The organism is Rhodoplanes sp. P11 (assembly GCF_964266735.1).
Classification (GTDB): domain Bacteria; phylum Pseudomonadota; class Alphaproteobacteria; order Rhizobiales; family Xanthobacteraceae; genus Rhodoplanes; species Rhodoplanes serenus.
Window position 1 is genome coordinate 263,524 of record NZ_CAXWGY010000019.1, and the last position, 20,251, is coordinate 283,774.

The window sequence follows — 20,251 nt, forward strand, 5'->3', positions numbered from 1 at the left end:
GCCGTTCGGGTGGCGATCGATGCGGCCCCACTCGCGACGGCCTCGACTCGATGCAGTCTCGACTCGGTGCAGTCTCGACTCGATACGCCTCGACGGCCGGCCGGGCGGGCAGGGGCGTGGTGCCGGCGGGAGCAGTCCTGCGGCGACGGCGTTGGTCCGGAGCCGCGTTGGTCCGGAGCGGCAGCGCTCCACGAGACGACGATGAACGACGGCGGGGTCGCGTGAGCGCGGCGCCGTTCGACAGACGAGGAGGCGAGGTGGGTCCGCCGGTCACCAATCTGCCGCGGATGCAGGTTCAAGCGCCGAACCAGGCGCCGCGCGACGCCGCGCCCATCGGCCTCGCGGCGCCGGCCGAGCCGCCGCCTCCGCCGCCGGCCAAGCGGATGATGCGCCAGTACGAGCTGGTCGAGCGCGTCCGCAAGTACAATCCGAACACCAACGAGGATCTGCTCAACCGCGCCTATGTGTACGCCATGAAGGCGCATGGCGAGCAGCGCCGCGCCTCGGGCGACCCCTACTTCTCGCACCCGCTCGAAGTGGCCGCGATCCTCACCGACCTCAAGCTCGACGACGCCACCATCGCGGCGGCGCTGCTGCACGACACCATCGAGGACACCGACGCCACCCGCATCGACATCGACGCGCTGTTCGGCCCCGACATCGGCCATCTGGTCGAGGGGCTGACCAAGCTCGCCAAGCTAGAGCTAGTGTCGCGCGAGGCCAAGCAGGCCGAGAACCTACGCAAGCTCCTGCTGGCGATCGCCGAGGACGTGCGGGTGCTGCTGGTCAAGCTCGCCGACCGCCTGCACAACATGCGGACCCTCGTCTACATGCCGGCCCACAAGCGGCGCCGCGTGGCCGAGGAGACCATCGACATCTACGCTCCGCTGGCCGGCCGCATGGGCATGCACGAGATGCGCAGCGAGCTGGAGGACCTCGCCTTCCGCGAGCTGCAACCCGATGCCTACAAGGTCATCGTGGCGCGGCTGGAGCGGCTGGCCGCCCGCAACAGCGATCTCATCGCCGAGATCGAGCAGCAGCTGACCTCCAAGCTCGCGGCCCGCGGCATCAAGGCGACGGTGTCGGGCCGCCGCAAGCACGCCTATTCGGTGTGGCGCAAGATGGAGCGCAAGGCGCTCGGCTTCGAGCAGCTCTCCGACATCTACGGCTTCCGCGCCATCACGGCGACCGTGGAGGACTGCTACCAGGCGCTCGGCATCGTCCACACCACCTGGCCGGTGGTGCCGGGCCGCTTCAAGGACTACATCTCGACCCCCAAGCAGAACGACTACCGCTCGATCCACACCACCGTCATCGGGCCGCGCAACCAGCGCGTGGAGCTGCAAATCCGCACCGAGGAGATGGACGAGATCGCCGAGTACGGCATCGCGGCCCACGCCCTCTACAAGGACGACATCGGCTCGCCCTCCGAGATGCTGACGCGCGAGTCCAGCGCCTATGCGTGGCTCAGGCGGACCATCGAGCTCTTGGCGGTCGGCTCCAATCCGGAGGAGTTCCTCGAGCACACCAAGCTCGAGCTGTTCCACGACCAGGTGTTCTGCTTCAGTCCCAAGGGCAAGCTGATCGCGCTGCCGCGCGGCGCCACGCCGATCGATTTCGCCTTCGCGGTGCACACCGACATCGGCAACCGGGCGGTCGGCTGCAAGATCAACGGCAAGATCGCGCCGCTGATCTCCGAGCTGCACAACGGCGACGAGGTGGAGATCCTCACGGCCCGCGGCCCCAATGTGCTGCCGGCCGCGTGGGAGTCGGTGGTGGTCACCGGAAAGGCGCGGGCCGCCATCCGGCGCGCCACGCGGGTCGCGGTGCGGGCCCAGTATGCCGAGCTCGGCCGCCGCATCGTCGAGCGCCTGTGCCAGCGCGCCAAGCGCGAGTACTCGGCCGAGAAGCTCACCGGGGCGCTGCCGCGTCTCGCCCGCGCCAACATCGAGGACGTGTTCGCGGCGGTCGGCCGCAGCGAGATCAAGGCGTCCGACGTCGTCCGCGCCATGTACCCGGACTACAAGGAGGAGCGCGCCACCGCGGTGCCCAAGCCCGACAAGGGCTGGTTCGGGCTCAAGAAGGGCCAATCGGTCAAGTTCCAGGTGCCGGGCTCGTCCGGCCTGGAGGCGATCCCGATCCGCGGCATCAACTCCGACCTGCCGGTGCGCTTCGCGCCGGAGGGCGGCGCCGTGCCGGGCGACCGCATCGTCGGCATCATGACGCCGGGCGAGGGGATCACCATCTACCCGATCCAGTCGCCGGCGTTGACCGCCTTCGAGGAGCAGCCCGAGCGCTGGCTGGATGTGCGCTGGGACATCGACGAGAAGAGCCCGCAGCGCTTCCCGGCCCGCATCGCGGTGCAGTCGGTCAACGAGCCGGGCTCGCTCGCCCAGGTGGCCCAGGTGATCGCCGACCACGACGGCAACATCGACAACCTGCGGATGAGCCGGTCGTCGCCCGACTTCAGTCGGCTCACCATCGATCTCGAGGTCTACGACCTCAAGCACCTCACCGGGATCATCTCGCAGTTGCGGGCCAAGACCGTGGTGGCCAAGGTCGACCGGGTGATGGGGTAGGGAGCTCGCCGCCGCGGCGCTTCAGGACCTCTCCCCGCAGGCCGGGAGAGGTCGGATCGTCGGCCGGAGGCATACGATCCGGGTGAGGGGGCCTCGTCGAGAGCCGGGCGCAGCGGCACTCTTTCGGCTCTCTCCCGCTGGCGGCTCGGCCCTCACCCGACCCTCTCCCCGCGCGCGGAGATAGGGAGTTCCGGCGCCGTCGGGTAAACCTTGAGTCCGCGAACAATCTGCTGCACACCGGCGGCCTCGCCTCAGTATTCCGGAGCCTGCCTTTGACCGCTCCCCCGATCCGTCTCGGCGTCAACATCGACCACGTCGCCACCGTGCGAAATGCCCGCGGCGGCCGCCATCCGGACCCGCTGCGCGCCGCCGAGATCGCCGTCGCGGCCGGTGCCGACGGCATCACGGCGCATCTGCGCGAGGATCGCCGCCACATCCGCGACGACGACATGGCGCGCCTGAAGAGCCATCTCGCGGTGCCCCTCAACATGGAGATGGCGGCGACGCCCGAGATGGTGGAGATCGCCCTGCGGCTGATGCCGCACGCCGTCTGCCTGGTGCCGGAGCGGCGCGAGGAGCGCACCACCGAAGGCGGGCTCGACGCCGCCGGCCAGCACGAGGCGCTGGCGCCGGCGGTGCGGGCGCTGGGGGCGGCGGGCATTCGGGTGTCGCTGTTCGTCGCGCCGGAGACCCGGCAGCTCGACGCCGCCGTGGCGGTCGGCGCTCCGGTGGTGGAGCTGCACACCGGCACTTGGTGCGACGCGGTGACGGTCGGCCACAGCGTCGCCGCCAAGGCTGAGTTCGACCGCATCGTCATGGCGGCCCGGGAGGCGCACGCGCGCGGCCTGGAGGTCCATGCCGGCCACGGTCTCGATCCCCTCACCGCGGAGGCCATCGCGGCGCTGCCCGAGGTGGTGGAGCTGAACATCGGCCATTGGCTGATCGCCGAGGCGGTGTTCATCGGCCTCGGCCCGGCGATCGAGCGCATGCGGGCGGCGATGCGGCGGGGGCGTGCCGCCGCCGGACCGCGGGCGGTGGCGTCATGATCATCGGCATCGGCACCGACATCTGCGACATCCGCCGCATCGAGAAGACTTTGGCGCGGCACGGCGAGCGATTCGTGGCGCGCTGCTTCACCCCGGTCGAACGGGCGCTCGCCGAGCGCCGCAAGAACCGCGCCGAGACCTATGCCAAGCGGTTCGCCGCCAAGGAGGCGTGCGCCAAGGCGCTCGGCACCGGGTTCCGCCGCGGCGTGTTCTTCCGCGATCTCGGGGTGGTCAACCTGCCGTCCGGCAAGCCGACCCTGCGGCTGACCGGCGGCGCCGCGGCCCACCTCGCGGCCCTCACGCCGGCCGGCCACACGGTGCAGATCGACCTGGCGCTCACCGACGAATATCCGCTCGCACAGGCATTCGTGATCATCTCGGCGGTACCACGGTCGGGCATCGACGCGGGCGGCTGAATTGCGCGGGCGGCGGTGAGCCGCTAGAAGTCGAACACCATGGAGCCGGTTTCGTCGTCGCGCGCCTCGGGTCTCTCGGGTCTGCGGACGATCGGTTTCGTCGCCGAGCCTCGCCTTCAGGGCGGGTCGGCGACCATCCGGGGCCGGCCCGTGCCGCCCAGCCGTGATCCACAGACCGACGGTACGGCGGGCACGAGGCGAGCAAAGAGAGGCCAATGAGCGTGTACGACAGCCAGGAGAAGCGGCAGGAGAAGAAGAAGGAGGGCGGTCTTCTCGAAACCGCCCGCGTCGTCTTCCATGCCCTCATCATCGCGCTGGTGATCCGGACGTTCCTGTTCCAGCCGTTCAACATCCCGTCCGGCTCGATGATGGCGACGTTGCTGATCGGCGACTATCTCTTCGTCTCGAAATACAGCTACGGTTACAGCCGCTATTCCTTCCCACTGTCGCTGCCGCTGTTCTCCGGTCGCATCATGGGGTCGGAGCCGGAGCGCGGCGACGTCGTGGTGTTCCGGCTGCCCAAGGACGACTCGACCGACTACATCAAGCGGGTGATCGGGGTGCCGGGCGACCGCATCCAGGTGCTCGGCGGCATGCTGCACATCAACGGCCAGCCGGTGAAGCGCGAGCGCGTCGGCGACTATGTGGACGAGGAGAGCGGCCGCACCGTGCGGGTGCGCCGCTGGCGCGAGACGCTGCCGAACGGCGTCAGCTACGAGACCCTCGATCTCCAGGACAACGGCTTCCTCGACAACACCCAGGTCTACGAGGTGCCGGCCGGCCATTTCTTCATGATGGGCGACAACCGCGACAACTCGACCGACAGCCGGGTGCTGAGCCAGGTGGGCTATGTGCCGCTCGACAACATCATCGGACGGGCGCAGATCATCTTCTTCTCGGTGGGAGACGGCGTGCCGGCCTGGCATGTCTGGTCGTGGCCGTGGGCGGTGCGATGGGGGCGGTTGCTGACGCTGGTCAGATGAGCCAACGGAACAAGGGCAGGCGCGATCTCGAAGCCCGCATCGGCTACGTCTTCGCCGACAAGTCGCTCCTGGACACCGCGCTGACCCATATCTCGGCGCTGTCCGGAAAGACCCGCGCGGGCAGCTATCAGCGGCTGGAGTTTCTCGGCGACCACGTCCTCGGCCTGGTGATCTCCGACATGCTGTACCGCGCCTTCCCGGACGCCGAGGAGGGCGAGCTGTCGCGCCGCCTCGCCGACCTGGTGCGGCGGGAGAGCTGCGCCGATGTGGCCCGCACGCTGGATCTCGGCGCCGCCATCAAGCTCGGCGTCTCCGAGGCCAATGGCGGCGGCCGCCGCCGCACCGCGATTCTCGCCGATGTCTGCGAAGCGGTGATCGGCGCCGTGTTCGTGGACGGCGGCTACCCGGCCGCCTCTGCGTTCATCGAGCGGTTGTGGACCGAGCGCATGACCAAGCCGAAACGGCCGCTGCGCGACGCCAAGACGGTGCTTCAGGAATGGGCGCAGGGACGCGGCCTGCCGACCCCCTCCTACCGCGAGGTCGCGCGCACCGGGCCGGATCACGATCCCGAGTTCCGGGTCCTCGTCGAGCTGCCCGACCTGCCGCCCGCCGAGGGCAGCGGCCGCTCCAAGCGGGCCGCCGAGCAGGCGGCCGCCACCGCCTTTCTGAACCGCGAGGGCGTCTCGTCCGCGCCGCCCGAGACCTGACCGCCTCCTCTTTTTCGATTGCGAGACCGATGACCGACCCGAACGAGACCCCGGCGGCCGCCGCCGGCGAGCCCGCCGTCCCCGAGGCTGCCGCGCCCGAAGCCGCTCCGCCCGCAGCCGCCACGCACTGCGGCTTCGTCGCCGTGATCGGCGCCCCCAATGTCGGCAAGTCGACGCTCGTCAACGCGCTGGTCGGCAGCAAGGTGACCATCGTCAGCCCCAAGGTGCAGACCACCCGCACCCTCGTGCGCGGCATCGCCATCGTCGGGGCCGCGCAGCTGATCTTCGTCGACACGCCCGGCATCTTCGCGCCGCGGCGCCGGCTGGAGCGGGCCATGGTGACGACCGCCTGGTCGGGCGCTCACGACGCCGACCTGGCGCTCCTGGTGGTCGATGCCAAGCGCGGGCTCGACGAGGAGACCACGGCGATCCTCGACAAGCTCGCCGAGGTGCGTCAGCCCAAGATCCTGGTGCTCAACAAGGTCGATTTGGTGCAGAAGCCGGCCCTGCTGGCGCTCGCCCGCGCCGCCAACGACCGCGTGCCGTTCGTCGACACCTTCATGATCTCGGCGCAGGCGGGCGACGGCGTCGCCGATCTCGGGGCCCGGCTCGCCGAGCGGACGCCGCCGGGGCCGTGGCTCTATCCGGAGGACCAGATTTCCGACGCGCCGCTGCGCAGCCTCGCCGCCGAGATCACCCGCGAGAAGCTCTTTCTCAAGCTGCACCAGGAGCTGCCCTACCGTTCGACGGTGGAGACCGAGGCGTGGACCGAGCAGCCCGACGGCTCCGCCCGCATCGAGCAGACCATCTATGTGGAGCGCGAGAGCCAGCGGAAGATCGTGCTCGGCAAGGGCGGCCACACCATCAAGGCGATCGGCTCCGAAGCCCGCCTGGAGCTGTCCAAGCTGATCGACCAGAAGGTGCACCTGTTCCTGTTCGTGAAGGTGCGCGAGAACTGGTCCGACGACCCGGAGCGCTACCGCGAGATGGGACTGGAGTTTCCGAAGGGGTAGGGCGCTCGCCCCCTGTAGGGACGAGCCGCCGGTAGCCCGGGTTGAGCGCAGCGAAACCCGGGTGACCTGGATACATTGTCCCGGATTTCGCTCCGCTCAATCCGGGCTACGGTGGATGCGCTCGATCCGGGTCGCTCGCTCCCTCACGCTTCCGCCGCGCCGAATCCCGGTTTAATGCTTCCCCATGCAGTGGTCCGAGGAAGGCATCGTGCTCGGTGTGCGCCGGCACGGCGAGACCAGCGCCATCGCCGAGCTGATGACCCGCCAGCGCGGTCGCCATCTCGGCCTGGTGCGGGGCGGCGCCGGACCGCGCCTCCAGGCGGTGCTGCAACCCGGCAACCGGGTCGCCGCCACCTGGCGGGCCCGCCTCGACGAGCATCTCGGCAACTACACGGTGGAGGGGGTGCGGCTGCGCGCCGGCGCCCTGCTGTCGCGGCCGCATGCGCTCTACGGCGTCGTCCATCTGGCGGCGCTCGCCCGCCTGCTGCCGGAGCGCGATCCGCATCCGGCCGTCCACGATTCGCTCGACGCGATTCTCGACCACATCGCCGACCCGCGGCTTGCCGGCGTTCTGGTGGCCCGCTTCGAGGTGCTGATGCTGGCGGAGCTCGGCTTCGGGCTCGATCTCGACACCTGCGCGGCGACCGGCACCGCCGCCGATCTCGTCTACGTGTCGCCGAAGTCCGGGCGGGCGGTGTCGCGCGCCGCCGGGGCGCCGTGGCACGATCGGCTGCTGCCGCTGCCGGCCGTGCTGGCCGGCGAGGCGCCGGTGGGCGCGGTGGCTGCCACCGGGGAGGCGCTGGCGCAGGCGTTTCGCACCACCGGCTATTTCCTCGGCCGCCATGTGTTCGAGCCGCGCGGCCTGCCGCTGCCCGACGCGCGTGCGCATTTTGTCGCGGCTCTGACCCGCACAAGCCCCGCCGCGTGCTGCATCGCCGAGAGCCAAGGCGGTGTTTCGGCGGTCCGGTGAGCGACTCCTGAGGAATCTGCGTCGCGCGACTTTCGCGATTGCAGCACAATCGCTGCATTGCACCGTCAAATGACTTTTACATGACGGTGATACCACTGGCGTCGAGGCGGGGTTTGACCGTATCCTTCTGGAAAAGCGGCCCATGGAACGAAAGAGGCCGTTCAGCGTTACCAGTGGGATCGAAACGTCAGAGGGTCATCATGAACGCATTTGTTCGACGTTTTGTCATGCACTACGGCATCTATCGCCGCTATCCGCTGGCTCGCATCGACGCGCTGCGGAACGCATGGCGCATCGCCCGGGCCTAGCGCTCTCTCACGCGCTTCGCCCCTGCCGAACCGCCGGACGCCGGACATGATTTCGAGCCGGCGCGGTTCGTGATCGGGAACCTCCCGAGAACCCTCCCAGGACAGGCCCGCGGCGGTCCACCGTCGCGGGCCTTGTCGTTTCAGGCCTTGTCGTTTCAGGCCTCGTCGTTTCAAGCCCTGTCGTTTAAAGACCCTGATCGTTAGAAGGCGGCCGAGAGGCTGCGAGGCGCGGCGCGGCGACCGTCCGGTCAGCCCCCGTTCTCGAACCGGCCGCTGCGTGGAAAGCCCTTGGGCGGCAGGCGGCCGGCATCGGCGCGGTTGCCGCGCCAGTCGGCCAGCTCCTTCAGGCTCAGGGCGAACACACGCCCGGCCGAGTCGGTCCACGACAGCCCGTCGGCGCCCGTGAAGGTCTTGAGGTCGGCGAGGCCGCCGTCCTTGTAGCGTTGCAGGCGCACGCCGCGCCCGCGGGTCATCTCCGGCACCTGGTCGAGCGGGAACACCAGCATCTTGCGGTTTTCGCCGATCACCGCGACCTGGTCGCCCTCGACCGTCGTCACCACCCGGGCCTCGTCGGGCAGGTCGACGTTGAGCACCTGCTTGCCCCGCCGCGTGTTGGCCAGGCAGTCGTCCTCGGGCACCACGAAGCCGTGGCCGCCGCGGCTCGCCACCAGGAAGCGGCGACCGCCGACGAACGGGAACACGGCGACGAGGTCGGCCTCCTGCTCCATGTCGATGAACAGCCGCACCGGCTCGCCGTGGCCGCGCCCGCCTGGCAGCTTGCCGGCGTCGAGCGTGTAGAAGCGGCCGTTGGTGGCGAGCACCAGAAGCTTCGAGGTCGTCTCGGCCGGGAACGCGAACTTGAGCTTGTCGTCCGCCTTGAACTGCACGCCGGAGAGATCCGTCACCGTGCCCTTGAGGGCGCGAATCCACCCCTTGTCGGAGACCACCACGGTGATCGGCTCGCGGATCACCATGGCCTCCTCGATCGCCGCCTCGTCGTGGGTCGGCGCCTCGGCGAAGCCGGTGCGGCGCTTGCCGAGCGGCGTCTTGGGGCCGAAGGTCACCCGCATCGCCTTGATCTCGTCGGCGATCCTGGCCCACTGCTGCGGCTCGGAGGCGATCAGCGCCTTCAGGTCGCGCTGCTCGGCGCGCAATGCCTTGTCCTCGGCGCGGATCTCCATCTCCTCCAGCCGGCGCAGGTTACGCAGCCGCATGTCCAGAATGGCGGTCGCCTGCACGTCGGTGAGATCGAAGGTCTTCATCAGGACGGGCTTGGGCTCGTCCTCCTTGCGGATGATGCGGATCACCTTGTCGAGGTTCAGGTAGGCGACCAGGTAGCCGCCCAAGACCTCGATGCGGTGGCCGATGACGTCGAGCCGGTGGCGCGAGCGCCGCAGCAGCACGACGCGGCGGTGGTCGAGCCATTCGCGCAGCGCCTCGGCGAGGCCGATCACCTTGGGGATGCGGCCCTGCGTCAGCACGTTCATGTTGAGCGGGATGCGCGACTCCAGATCGGTCAGCTTGAACAGCGACTCCATCAGCAGCTCGGCATCGACCGTCTTGGCGCGCGGCTCGATGACGAGGCGCAGATCCTCGGCCGATTCGTCGCGCACGTCGCCGACCAGCGGTAGCTTCTTCTCGTTGAGCAGCTCGGCGATGCGCTCCACCAGCCGCGACTTCTGCACCAGCCACGGAATCTCGGTGATCACCACCACCCAGGTGCCGCGGGCGCCGTCCTCCTTGTGCCAACGCGCCCGCACCCGGAAGCCGCCGCGCCCGGTCTCGTAGGCGTCGAGCAGCGTCGCCCGCGAGTCGATGATCAGCCCGCCGGTCGGGAAGTCCGGGCCGGGCACGTACTTCATCAACGCCTTGGTCTTGGCGTCCGGATGAGCGATCAGGTGCAGGGCGGCGTCGCACAGCTCGGCGACGTTGTGGGGCGGGATGGCGGTCGCCATGCCGACCGCGATGCCCTGGGCGCCGTTGGCGAGCAGGTTGGGGAAGGCGCCGGGTAGCACCACCGGCTCCTGCTCGGAGCCGTCGTAGGTCGGCCGAAAGTCGACGGCGTCCTCGTCGAGCCCGTCCAGCATCAGCCGGGCGACCTCGGTCAGCCGCGCCTCGGTGTACCGCATGGCGGCGGCGTTATCGCCGTCGATGTTGCCGAAATTGCCTTGGCCGTCGACCAGCGGATAGCGCACCGCGAAGTTCTGGGCGAGCCGCACCAGGGCATCGTAGACCGACTGGTCGCCGTGCGGATGGTACTTGCCGATGACGTCGCCGACCACGCGCGCCGACTTCTTGAAGGCGGCTCCCGGGGCGAGGCGCAGCTCCCGCATCGCGAACAGCAGGCGCCGATGCACCGGCTTCATGCCGTCGCGCGCGTCGGGCAGGGCCCGGTGCATGATGGTCGACAGCGCGTAGGCGAGGTAGCGCTCCTCCAGCGCCTCGCGCAGCGGGACGTCGTGCACGTCGGACGGATCTTCGGGAATCAGGGTTCGGACCATGGCGCAGGGAATACTCCGCGGGGCGGAGCCGAACAACCGCGGCTTCGGTGCGGCTTCGGCGCGGCCGCGCCGGCGTTGTCGACCATCCAGGCCGCCCCGGATGAATGCAGGATGAACGATCCTTCCATAATTCCGCTGATATTCGAGTGTGTTGTTGTGATCGTCGGGGTCGCGCCGCGCCCCGCCGGTGCGGCGGCCGAGGCGACGCCACCGAGGTCACACCACCGAGGTCATGCCGAAGCGCGGCGGAACCGGGCGTGCGGCTGCGGCGTCATCATGGTGCCGACCAGAGGCGAGGTCGGTGTGACGCACGGGGCGTCGTGTCGGCATGGCGCACGACCCATCGGACGGAATGCGCCGGCGATCCCCGCCGGCAATCGGCCCGATCCGGCCCTGTCCGGACGGGCGGGCAGAGAGGAGACCATCATGCGTGGACTGATCCTCGCCGCGGCGGTTGCCGCCGGCATTGGACTCGCCGGCGTGGCGCCGGCCTCGGCCGCCCCTCTCAACGGGACGGGCCTGCTGTCGGCGGCCGAGATCCACGACGCCGTCGCGCAGGCGCAGTGGCACGGCGCCCGCCGGAGCCACTGGCGGTGGGGCAGCCGCGGCTACTGGCATGGTCCCAATCGCAGCCACTGGCGGTGGGGCAGCCGTCCGCGCTGCCACTGGCGTGGTCGCAGCGTGTGGGGCCGTTGCTGATCGCAGGCTCGCCCGCGAGCGCACGGCTCGCTCGCGAGCCCTGAAACGATATCCCGAAACCACGAACCGGCCCGCTCGCGGGCCGGTTTCTTGTCAGCGCGCACTCCACGCTCATACGAGATCCGGCTGATCGCTTTGGTGGTCATTCCGAAAGCCGCGAAGCGGCCGTCCGGAATCCAGCCGAGAGTTCCGAGTTTGCCGCTGGATTCCGGGCCCGCCGCGGAGCCTGCGCCCGGACAGCGCGAAGCGCCGATCCGGGTGCGGAGCCCCGGAACGACGGCGAACTGACCACCCGGAAACAGGATCACCGCTTGCCGCGCGCGGTCTTCCTCCGGAGATCCTTGATGGCACGCGGCACCGGCGAGAAGCTCTGCTGGCTCTCCTCGTCGATCACGAAGCAGGCCGGGCGGTTCACCTCCGGCACCCGCTTGTCGGCGACACAGCGGTCGAAGGCGGCGAGCTCGCCGGAGTGCTGATAGTAATAGTAGGGCGCGATCATGTAGCGCTGGGCGCCATCGCCCCAGCCGCCGTAACGGTCGATCTTGCCTTTCAGCTCCGGTGCGACCGCCAGGATCATGTCGCGAAAGCTGTCGTCCTCGATGAAATTGTCGGGGAGCTGATCGAACGGGCCGTCGAAATAGTTGTTCACCCGCGAGTTGGCGAAGGCGACGCCGACCAGGATCTTCCGCGCCCGCTGGCCGTCGACATAGAAGCCGTAGCCGGTGCGCTTGCCCACCACGATGCGGCCGGTCTTCATCGGCACGAACTGCTCCGGCACCCGTGCGGTCTCGTCGAGCAGATAGTGGAACAGCTTCAGACGGCTGTTGAACACCAGGAAGAACCGCAGGCCCGACTCGTCGAAGATCGGCCCGACGAACTTTTCGTCCGGCCCCAGAAAGTCGGCCGGCGGCTTCACGCCGGACAAGTCGTTCAGCGCGAACAGCACGCTCTTGTCCGCGAAGGTGACGCGATAGAGGAAGCGCTCGACCTTCTCGACAGTGACACCATGGCTCTGGTCGAGCACCGCGTGAGCCACGTCGGTCTCGTCGCGCCAGTCGGCCAGGTCCTCCGAATAGGCGAAGTGCAGCTTGCCCCGGTCGCGGTCGCTGGCGTCGAGGCGGATGTTGCCGTTCCACGGCGCGCCGTCGTGCAGGAACGTGAAGTAATAGTAGTTCTCGGTCGGATAGACGGTCACGCGGTCGGGGAGCTGGCCGAACACCGCCGCGAAGACGGCGAGCGAATCGTCGACGGGGAGCCGGGTCGGCCGCGACAGCTCCTCGACATAGGACTGGTTGGTGTGGATGCGCGGCAGCGCCGGCAGCGCCGTCTCGGCGCGGGCGGCGGCGCCGACGGGTCCGGCCGCGAGCAGCAGCACGAGGGCGAGGCGGAGCAGGCGCGGTGTCGAGGGCGTCGCGGTCGGTCGGTCGCGCCGGGATGCGGCGAACCGTGGTCGGGCACAGGGCATGCGGGAGCGGTCTCCAGATCGGATGCGCTCTCCTGGGCCACGAAAGTGCGGATTTCTTGACGGCCGTCAAACCGAGGCGTCCAATCGGCGCAACGGTTCGAACCGGGTGGGGCCACCGTCCGACAATTATCCATCGCTGGAGGTTCGGACATGAGGCGACTGCTCACGGCGTTCGCGGTGATTCTCGGGGCATCCGTCGCCCTCGGGTCGGCCGCCGCCGAGCCGCGGATGGCGCTCGTCATCGGCAACTCGGCCTATCAGACAGTGACGGAGCTGCCCAATCCCGCCAACGATGCCAAGGCGGTGGCCGAGCTGCTCGCCGCCGCGGGCTTCGAGGTCACCACGGCACCCGATCTCGGCCAGGCCGAGATGCGCCGGGCCATCGGCGACTTCTCGGCGCGGGTCGCCGAGAAGGGGGCCGACACGGTGGCGCTGGTGTTCTATGCCGGCCACGGCCTCCAGGTCGACGGCGAGAACTTCCTGGTGCCGGTCGATGCGCGCATCACCCGCGAATCGGACGTGCCGCTCCAGACGGTGCGGCTCGCCGACGTGATGAACGCGCTCGCCGCGGTGCCGAGCCGCACCCGCATCGTCATCCTCGACGCCTGCCGCAACAATCCGTTCTCCGAGATCAACAAGGTGGTGGGCCGCGGCCTCGCCATCGTGGATGCGCCGTCGGGCTCGATCGTCTCCTACTCGACCGCGCCCGGCTCCGAGGCCGAGGATGGCGAGGGGGCCAACAGCCCCTACACGCAGGCGCTGCTGGGCGTCGCGCGCGAGCCCGGCATGCCGATCGAGCAGGCGTTCAAGCGGGTGCGCTACGCGGTCCATCAGGCGACATCCGGGCGTCAGACGCCATGGGAGAGCTCGTCGCTCACCGCCGACTTCGTGTTCTTCCCCGGTGCCTCCGCCGCCACCACACCGTCGGTGGCGGCGACGCCGGCCGCGGCCGCCGGGGCGGGCGGCAAGCCGACGACCGGCCCCAAGGGTGCCGGCACTCAAGTCGCTTTGGCCACCGGGCGGGGCGGCCAGGCCCGCACCATCGAGTCGTGGCGGCGCGAGCTTCAGCCGAAGTCACAGGGCGAGGCGTACGAGATCGTGGTGCGCGAGGATTCGCTCGAAGCCTACCAAGCCTACCTTCAGCTCTTCTCGGCGCCGCCGTTCCAGACCCGGGTGCGCGAGATCGTCGAGCGGCGCAAGCTGATGGTCGCCTGGTACACCGCCGTGACGGTGAACACGCCGGTCTCCTACGAGCTGTTCATGGCGCAGTACCCGGGCTCCGACCTGTTCGTGACGGCGCAGCGGCTGTTCGGCCGCGCCAGCGGCCGGCAGATCGCCATCGCGCCGGCGGTCGCCGCGCCCTGCATCTGCGCGCCGCCGCAGCCGGTCGTGCAGCCGACCAAGCGCCGCGCCGAGCGGACCGAGAAGCCGGAGAAGCGGTCGGCCAAGAGCACCCGATCGGAGCGCCGCACCGTGGTGCGGGACGATGGCCCGCCGCCGCCGCCCCTCGGACCGTCCGGGCCGCCGATCGCCATCGGCGTGATCCCGATCCCGATCGGTCCGGTGATCGGCCCGCGTCCCGTTCGTCCACCTTATGGCTCGTCCGGCCACCCGCATGGCCCTGTCACCGGCCCGGCCGGGGGCGGCATGCGCGGCGGCGGCCCAGTGATCCGCCAGGGACCGATGAGCGCGCCGGGCGGCATCCAGCGCGGCCCGATGGGAGGCGGCGGCGGGTTCCGGCTCCGGTAAGCGGCGCAAGGCTCGCGCTCACCCCGCTCGTCCCCGCGCGAGCGGGGCTGTTGTTTCGAAGAGCTGGAGTCCTGCTTGTGCGGGACCGAGCGGGTGTGAGGCCTTTCCCGGCGCGGCCCGGACGGCTCAGCGGTCGACCCTGTCCCAGCCCTCGGGGCCGAGGCGCTCCTGCGGCAGAAAGCGGGCCTTGTAGTCCATCTTGCGCGAGCCGGCGACCCAGTAGCCGAGATACACATAGGGCAGGCCCAGGCCGCGGGCACGGGCGATGTGGTCGAGGATCATCAGGGTGCCGAGCGAGCGCGCCCCGTCGTCCGGCTCGAAGAACGAGTAGACCATCGACAGCCCGTCCTTGAGCACGTCGGTGAGGCTGACCGCCACCAGCTCGCCGCGCCGGCCGGGGCCGCCGGCCGCCCCGGCGCCGCGACGATACTCCACGAGGCGGGTGTCGACGTGGCTGTCCTCGATCATCATGGCGTAGTCGAGCACCGTCATGTCGGCCATGCCGCCGTCCTGGTGGCGTGCGTCCAGATAGGCGCGGAAGACGCCGTACTGCTCCGAGGTGGGCACCGCCACCCGCATCTCGCCGACGAGATCGCGGTTGCGCTCCAGCACCCGGCGCATGTTGCGGGTCGGCCGGAAGGCATCGACCAGCACCCGGACCGAGACGCAGCCGCGGCAGCCCTCGCAGGCGGGCCGGTAGGCGATCGACTGGCTGCGGCGGAAGCCGCCATGGGTCAGCAGGTCGTTGAGGTCGCCGGCGCGCTCGCCGACCAGATGGGTGAAGACCTTGCGCTCCTCGCGCCCCGACAGGTAGGGGCAGGGCGACGGCGCCGTCAGGTAGAATTGGGGGGTATCGCGGGAATGCTGCGTCACGCGCCCGACCCCGCATCTCGGGCCTTGCCCGACCGGCCGGATGGCGCCGCGCCGCGCCTCGACAACTCCCGTGGCCGGACTGGCCGCGCGGCGGAGTCCGGCTGCCGCTCGGCGTGTCCCACCCGTGTCGCGTGCGCCTTCGGGCGCGCGTCCGCTCTCCGTCCGCCGGTCATCTCGCTCGATAGCCCGCGCCGTCCGCCCGCAGGCGCAAGGCACGCCGCTCGTTGTTGATCACCACGGTTCCGAGCAGGATATCATGGAGTAGGCGCCTGCGGTGATTGAAAAAGCACACCAGCAGCACGAGCGGCGTGAGGGCCGAGACCGACACCCAATAGACCACCGCATGCACCGCCCCGAGCAGGACATAGGGCGGCTCGCCGCTCGCGGTGCGCATCTCGAGATCCATCACCCGCATGCCGATGGTAGCGGACGCGGGGCCGCCGAGCGTCGTTCCGTAGTATACCAGCGCCCACACCACCGATGCCGGGCCGAGCAGCCAGGCCAGCGCGAAGCCGAACCCCAGGGTCACGACCCCGAAAATGCCGATCAGAAGTGCGGCGGCGATCACCGGAACCGACAGAATGACCACATCGATCAGGAACGCGACCACCCGTCGCGGCAGCACGCCCTCGAATCGCTCGGGGTCGAGGAAGGGATCGAGCGGGGGCGCCGGCACCGGGTCGGCCCGTCGCTCGGGATCGTATGCCATGGAACCAGTCCTCGGTGATCGTGGGGTGGGGTCGCGCGATCCGAGATGGCTGTGCGCCGCCTCGCCCGCAAGAGGGGATGCCGCGACGGGCCGGGTCGCGGCCGTCGCCGCGAGGCGGGAGGCGCGCGCGTGACCGTGACGCTCGACGACATCCAGGCTGCCCGTCGGCTCCTCCAGGGGCAGGTGATCGCCACCCCGATGCTGCCGGCGCCGCGGCTCTCCGCGCTCACCGGCGCCGAGGTGTTCGTGAAGTACGAGAACCTCCAGGTCACCGCCTCGTTCAAGGACCGCGGCGCCTATGTGAAGCTCGCCGCGCTGCCCGAGGATGCGCGTCGGCGCGGCGTCGTCACCATGTCGGCCGGCAACCACGCCCAGTCGGTCGCCTATCACGCCCAGCGGCTCGGCATTCCGGCCACCATCGTGATGCCGGAGCCGACCCCGTTCGTGAAGGTGGCCTCCACCAAGGCATTCGGCGCCCGGGTGGTGCTGCATGGCGAGACGCTCGCCGACTCGCAGGAGCGGGTCGAGGCGATCATCGCGGCGGAGGGCTCGACCCTGGTGCACCCTTATGACGATCCGCTGATCATTGCCGGACAGGGCACTATCGCGCTGGAGATGCTGGAGGCGGTGCCGGATCTCGACGTGCTGGTGATCCCGATCGGCGGCGGCGGGCTGATCGCCGGCAATGCCGTGGCGGCGCGCGGCCTGCGGCCCGCCATCGAGGTGGTCGGCGTCGAGGCGGCGCTCTATCCGTCGATGCGCAACGCGGTGCGCGGCGAGGGCCGGCCGATCGGCGGGCCGACGCTGGCCGAGGGCATCGCGGTCAAGAATGTCGGGCGGATGACGCGGCCGATCATCGCGGCGCTTGTGTCGGACATCGTGCTGGTCGACGAGGCGCAGCTCGAACGGGCCGTCAACGCCTATCTGACGCTCCAGAAGACCATGGCGGAGGGGGCGGGCGCCGCCGGTCTGGCCGCCATGCTGGCCGAGCCGGCGCGCTTCCGCGGCAAGCGGGTCGGCCTCGTCCTGTGCGGCGGCAACATCGATCCGCGCATCCTCGCCTCGATCATGGTGCGCGAGCTGGAGCGCGACTCGCGGATCGTGTCGATCCGCCTCACCATCCCGGACCGGCCCGGGGTGCTCGGCGGCATCGCCACGCTGCTCGGCGAGCACGGCGCCAACATCCTGGAGGTCGACCACCACCGGCTGTTTCTCGACGTGCCCGCCAAGGGCGCCAAGATCGACGTGACGGTGGAAGCGCGCGACCGCGCCCATGCGGAGGAGATCGTGCAGGCGTGCGCCGATCAGGGCTGGCACCCGGTGCCGATCGCCACCGCCAAGGCGATCGAGTAGGCGGCGGCCGAACCGTCGGGGCCGGCGCCGGCCTACATCGGCTGGTGCTTCTCGATGTCGACGGGCGTCAGGGTGACGCCGGTGGCGGCGGTGGCCGCCGGGTCGATCTCGGGCCGCGGCCGCGGCAGCGGGATCGCCACGGGCGGCGGGCGCTTGCGTGGCAGCGGCACGACCCCGGCGAGCGGCGGCTCGGCCGCCTCGTCGGATGCAAGAGAGTCGGCAGCGAGAGGCTCCGCGGGCGCGTTCACGGCGCCGAACGGCATGGGCGGGGATGCGGCGGGGGACGGTGGCGCGAGGCTGCCGGTCGCGTCGCGGACGTCGGCGGCGGCCAGCACGATGGTCGCGGGCGGAGTGGTCGCGGGCGGGGTGGTGCCCGGCGCGGCCGTCTCCGGCGCGGCTGCGGGTCCCGTGCGCGTGTCGATCGGCGGCAGTGGCGGCGGCGCGGCGGAGACGGCGGGAACCGGCGGGGCCGCGCCCGCGGCGAGCGGCTCGTCCGGCACGGCGGGCGGCCTCAGCATCGCGAGCGTCGGGGCGGGCGCCGCATCGCGGGCCGCCAGCAGGGCGGCGACGACGTCGCGCGAGGGCGGCGCCTCACGCAGGATGGTGTTGGCGACCAGCACCCAGGCGGCCAGCAGGCCGACCCCGATGGCGAGCGATGTCACCAGCGCCCGGGCCCCGCGCCCGGGCTTTGCACGCGCGGCACTGCGGCTCGGCATGGTGTCCCCCTCCGCATGCGATCACGTCGACGTCTGGTCTTGCACGTCTGGTCTTGCACGTCTGGTCTTGTCGCGCGCCGCCGTGGTGAAGAACGGCGGTCGCGCCCCGGAACGGCGGGCCAGGCGGTGATCGGAGCAGGAGGCCGGCTGCGAGCCGACTTCAAGAACCTTCTAAAACAGACGGCCCTGCCTCAGCTTTTCGGCCACACGCGGCGCAAAGTAAGTGAGGATGCCGTCTGCCCCCGCCCGCTTGAAGGCCATCAGGCTTTCCAGCATGGCCTTCTCCCCGTCCAGCCAGCCATTGCCGGCGGCCGCGTGGATCATCGCATATTCACCCGAAACTTGATAGGCAAAGGTCGGCACCGCGAAGGTGTCCTTGATGCGCCGAACGATGTCCAGATAGGGCAGCCCGGGCTTCACCATCACCATGTCGGCGCCTTCCTCCAGGTCCAGCTCGACCTCGCGCAGCGCCTCGTCGGTGTTGCAGAAGTCCATCTGATAGGTGCGCTTGTCGCCGGTCAGCGTCGCCGACGAGCCGACCGCGTCGCGGAACGGGCCGTAGAACACCGAGGCGTACTTGGCCGCATAGGCCATGATCTGGATGCCGGTATGGCCGGCGTCGTCGAGGGCCTGACGGATGGCGCCGATGCGGCCGTCCATCATGTCGGAGGGGGCGATGATGTCACAGCCGGCCTCGACCTGGAGGACGCTCTGCTGGGTCAGCACGGCGACCGTCTCGTCATTGAGGATCTGGCCGTCGCGCAGCAGGCCGTCGTGACCGTGGCTGGTGTAGGGGTCCAGCGCCACGTCGCACAGGAGGCCGATATTCGGAACTGCCTTCTTGATGGCCCGGACGGTGCGGCAGACCAGGTTGTCGGGATTGAGCGCCTCGGTGCCGTTCTCGTCGCGCAGCGCCGGGTCGGTGTAGGGGAACAGGGCGAGGCACGGGATGTCGAGCGCGGCGGCCCGCTCGGCCTCGCGCACCGCCTGATCGAGCGAGATGCGGTCGACCCCCGGCATCGACGGCACCGGCGTGCGGACATTGTCGCCGTCGACCAGGAACAGCGGCCAGATCAGGTCGTTGGCGGTGAGCACATTTTCGCGGACGAGGCGACGCGCCCAGTCGGTGCGGCGGTTGCGGCGCGGGCGGTGGACGAGGTCGAGCCCGTCGGCTGTGGGGTCTCCGGCCGGGACCACCCGGACCTTGGACTCCAGCGGGCGTCCGTACTTGATGGCCATGGCTGTTCTCCGTAAGTCTCTTCCGTGGCTCTCGCGTGTGTCGCGCATCCCGGTTGGGCGGGGCGGGGCCGGCGGGCGCACGGCGAATGAAGGGGCGTCGTCGGGCGCGGGTCCGCCCGGCGGACCGGGTCCGCAGGGCGTCTCGCCCGCACCACGCTCTAGCGCGTTCCGGCTCGGTGTTCCATGTTCTTGACAGTCGTCCGCCTTCCTCGCATCGACCCACGCGCGACCGGGCCGGGCCGCCCGGCCATCCGGAGCGGCGCGGCATGAAGCGCCTGCCGAGCCCGGCACCGGCCGGGGAGCTCGTCGAGCAGCTCGCCCCCGTGCAGGCCGAGGACTATCGGCCGGACCGCGAGGGCTGGGCCTGGCGGCTCGTCGTCTTCCTGCGCATCACCGCCGGCCTGGCGATGCTGAAGGGCCTCTATCACTGGTCCGCGGTGTGCGGCATCGGGGTTTCGGCCGATCAGGGGTTCGACGCGCAATCCCTCTCCTGGCAGACCGCCACGGTGTTCTTCGCGGTGATCGACCTCGTCGCCGCGGTCGGCCTGTGGCTCGCCACCCCGTGGGGCGCGGTCGTGTGGCTCACCGGCTCGGTCACCATGATCGTCGTGCAGGTGTTCTTTCCGCTGATCTACGGGTTGCACTGGATCGTCGTTGCGGGCCTCGTCGGGCTGATCGCCGCCTATCTGTTCTTCGCCATCCAGGCGGCCCGCGAGCAACCGAACTGACTTTCGCTCGCCGGCCGCCAGCGGCCCGCGAGCAACCCAACTGACCCTGCTCGCAGGCCGCCAGCGGCCCGCGAGCAGTCGGGCCGAGCCGCGCCCGCCGCCCGACGGGCGCCCGGCCGGCATGCGGGAATGTGCTTTGAGCCGGCGGTTGCACCGCCGTATCCTGCGCGCGCGACAGCGACCCCGCAGGACAGCGC

At 70.4% G+C, this 20,251-nt stretch carries 17 protein-coding genes; 11 read left to right on the forward strand and 6 right to left on the reverse strand.

The genetic code is table 11. The annotated features are described in order from the left end of the window. Positions 1-287: 287 nt before the first annotated feature. The 7 genes from ACFQUV_RS20355 (at position 288) to recO (ending at position 7,714) form a co-directional block, all read left to right on the forward strand. Positions 288-2,579, forward strand: a complete 2,292-nt coding sequence (locus ACFQUV_RS20355; RefSeq protein WP_129608253.1) for a bifunctional (p)ppGpp synthetase/guanosine-3',5'-bis(diphosphate) 3'-pyrophosphohydrolase — start codon at positions 288-290, stop codon at positions 2,577-2,579. 272 nt (positions 2,580-2,851) lie between these two features. Further along, positions 2,852-3,625 (forward strand): pyridoxine 5'-phosphate synthase, encoded by a 774-nt coding sequence (locus ACFQUV_RS20360; RefSeq protein WP_129608238.1) that lies wholly within the window; start codon positions 2,852-2,854, stop codon positions 3,623-3,625. Next, entirely contained in the window at positions 3,622-4,041 is a 420-nt protein-coding gene (gene acpS, locus ACFQUV_RS20365; RefSeq protein ID WP_111385782.1) for a holo-ACP synthase, read from the forward strand. Before ACFQUV_RS20360 ends, acpS begins: the two co-directional genes overlap by 4 nt. Before the next feature lie 215 nt (positions 4,042-4,256). After that, the gene (lepB, locus tag ACFQUV_RS20370) at positions 4,257-5,024 is read left to right on the forward strand and encodes a signal peptidase I (RefSeq protein ID WP_111385783.1); all 768 of its coding nucleotides are present in this window, start codon (positions 4,257-4,259) and stop codon (positions 5,022-5,024) included. Beyond that, a complete protein-coding gene (rnc, locus tag ACFQUV_RS20375; protein WP_244601495.1) occupies positions 5,021-5,731 on the forward strand; it encodes a ribonuclease III in 711 nt (236 codons plus the stop codon). Before lepB ends, rnc begins: the two co-directional genes overlap by 4 nt. Positions 5,732-5,760: 29 nt before the next feature. After that, positions 5,761-6,744: a GTPase Era gene (gene era / locus ACFQUV_RS20380; protein WP_129608239.1), complete on the forward strand. Its 984-nt coding sequence runs from the start codon at positions 5,761-5,763 to the stop codon at positions 6,742-6,744. Between the two features lie 184 nt (positions 6,745-6,928). Further along, complete coding sequence (gene recO / locus ACFQUV_RS20385; protein ID WP_129608240.1) at positions 6,929-7,714, forward strand: DNA repair protein RecO; 786 nt, start codon at positions 6,929-6,931, stop codon at positions 7,712-7,714. Positions 7,715-8,270: 556 nt separating this feature from the next. On the opposite strand, the gene parC is transcribed toward recO, so the two are convergent. Next, entirely contained in the window at positions 8,271-10,523 is a 2,253-nt protein-coding gene (gene parC / locus ACFQUV_RS20390; RefSeq protein ID WP_129608241.1) for a DNA topoisomerase IV subunit A, read from the reverse strand. A gap of 426 nt (positions 10,524-10,949) precedes the next feature. On the opposite strand from parC, the gene ACFQUV_RS20395 reads away from it, so the two are divergent. Further along, on the forward strand, positions 10,950-11,222 hold the full coding sequence (locus tag ACFQUV_RS20395) for a hypothetical protein (RefSeq protein ID WP_129608242.1): 273 nt from the start codon (positions 10,950-10,952) through the stop codon (positions 11,220-11,222). 304 nt (positions 11,223-11,526) lie between these two features. Here ACFQUV_RS20395 and ACFQUV_RS20400 read toward each other — a convergent pair whose 3' ends face one another. After that, on the reverse strand, positions 11,527-12,687 hold the full coding sequence (locus tag ACFQUV_RS20400; protein ID WP_129608243.1) for a hypothetical protein: 1,161 nt from the start codon (positions 12,685-12,687) through the stop codon (positions 11,527-11,529). 150 nt (positions 12,688-12,837) lie between these two features. Between ACFQUV_RS20400 and ACFQUV_RS20405 the strand changes: the two genes are divergently transcribed. Then, complete coding sequence (locus tag ACFQUV_RS20405; RefSeq protein WP_129608244.1) at positions 12,838-14,436, forward strand: caspase family protein; 1,599 nt, start codon at positions 12,838-12,840, stop codon at positions 14,434-14,436. Positions 14,437-14,562: 126 nt separating this feature from the next. Here the strand turns inward: ACFQUV_RS20405 and ACFQUV_RS20410 are convergent, their stop codons facing one another. Then, a complete protein-coding gene (locus tag ACFQUV_RS20410) occupies positions 14,563-15,309 on the reverse strand; it encodes an arginyltransferase (protein ID WP_129608245.1) in 747 nt (248 codons plus the stop codon). Between the two features lie 169 nt (positions 15,310-15,478). Continuing rightward, positions 15,479-16,018, reverse strand: coding sequence for an RDD family protein (locus ACFQUV_RS20415; protein ID WP_129608246.1), 540 nt, complete (start codon positions 16,016-16,018; stop codon positions 15,479-15,481). Between the two features lie 129 nt (positions 16,019-16,147). Here ACFQUV_RS20415 and ACFQUV_RS20420 point away from each other — a divergent pair, with 129 nt between their 5' ends. Continuing rightward, entirely contained in the window at positions 16,148-17,371 is a 1,224-nt protein-coding gene (locus tag ACFQUV_RS20420) for a threonine ammonia-lyase (protein ID WP_244601496.1), read from the forward strand. 32 nt (positions 17,372-17,403) lie between these two features. On the opposite strand, the gene ACFQUV_RS20425 is transcribed toward ACFQUV_RS20420, so the two are convergent. Both ACFQUV_RS20425 and hemB read right to left on the reverse strand, forming a co-directional pair. Beyond that, complete coding sequence (locus ACFQUV_RS20425; RefSeq protein WP_378395587.1) at positions 17,404-18,087, reverse strand: hypothetical protein; 684 nt, start codon at positions 18,085-18,087, stop codon at positions 17,404-17,406. A 171-nt stretch (positions 18,088-18,258) separates the two neighbouring features. After that, positions 18,259-19,326 carry a porphobilinogen synthase gene (gene hemB / locus ACFQUV_RS20430; RefSeq protein ID WP_111384647.1) on the reverse strand — a complete coding sequence of 356 codons (1,068 nt, stop codon included), beginning with the start codon at positions 19,324-19,326 and terminating at the stop codon, positions 18,259-18,261. Between the two features lie 266 nt (positions 19,327-19,592). Between hemB and ACFQUV_RS20435 the strand changes: the two genes are divergently transcribed. Next, a complete protein-coding gene (locus tag ACFQUV_RS20435) occupies positions 19,593-20,054 on the forward strand; it encodes a DUF6163 family protein (protein WP_129607179.1) in 462 nt (153 codons plus the stop codon). The last annotated feature ends 197 nt before the right edge of the window (positions 20,055-20,251 follow it).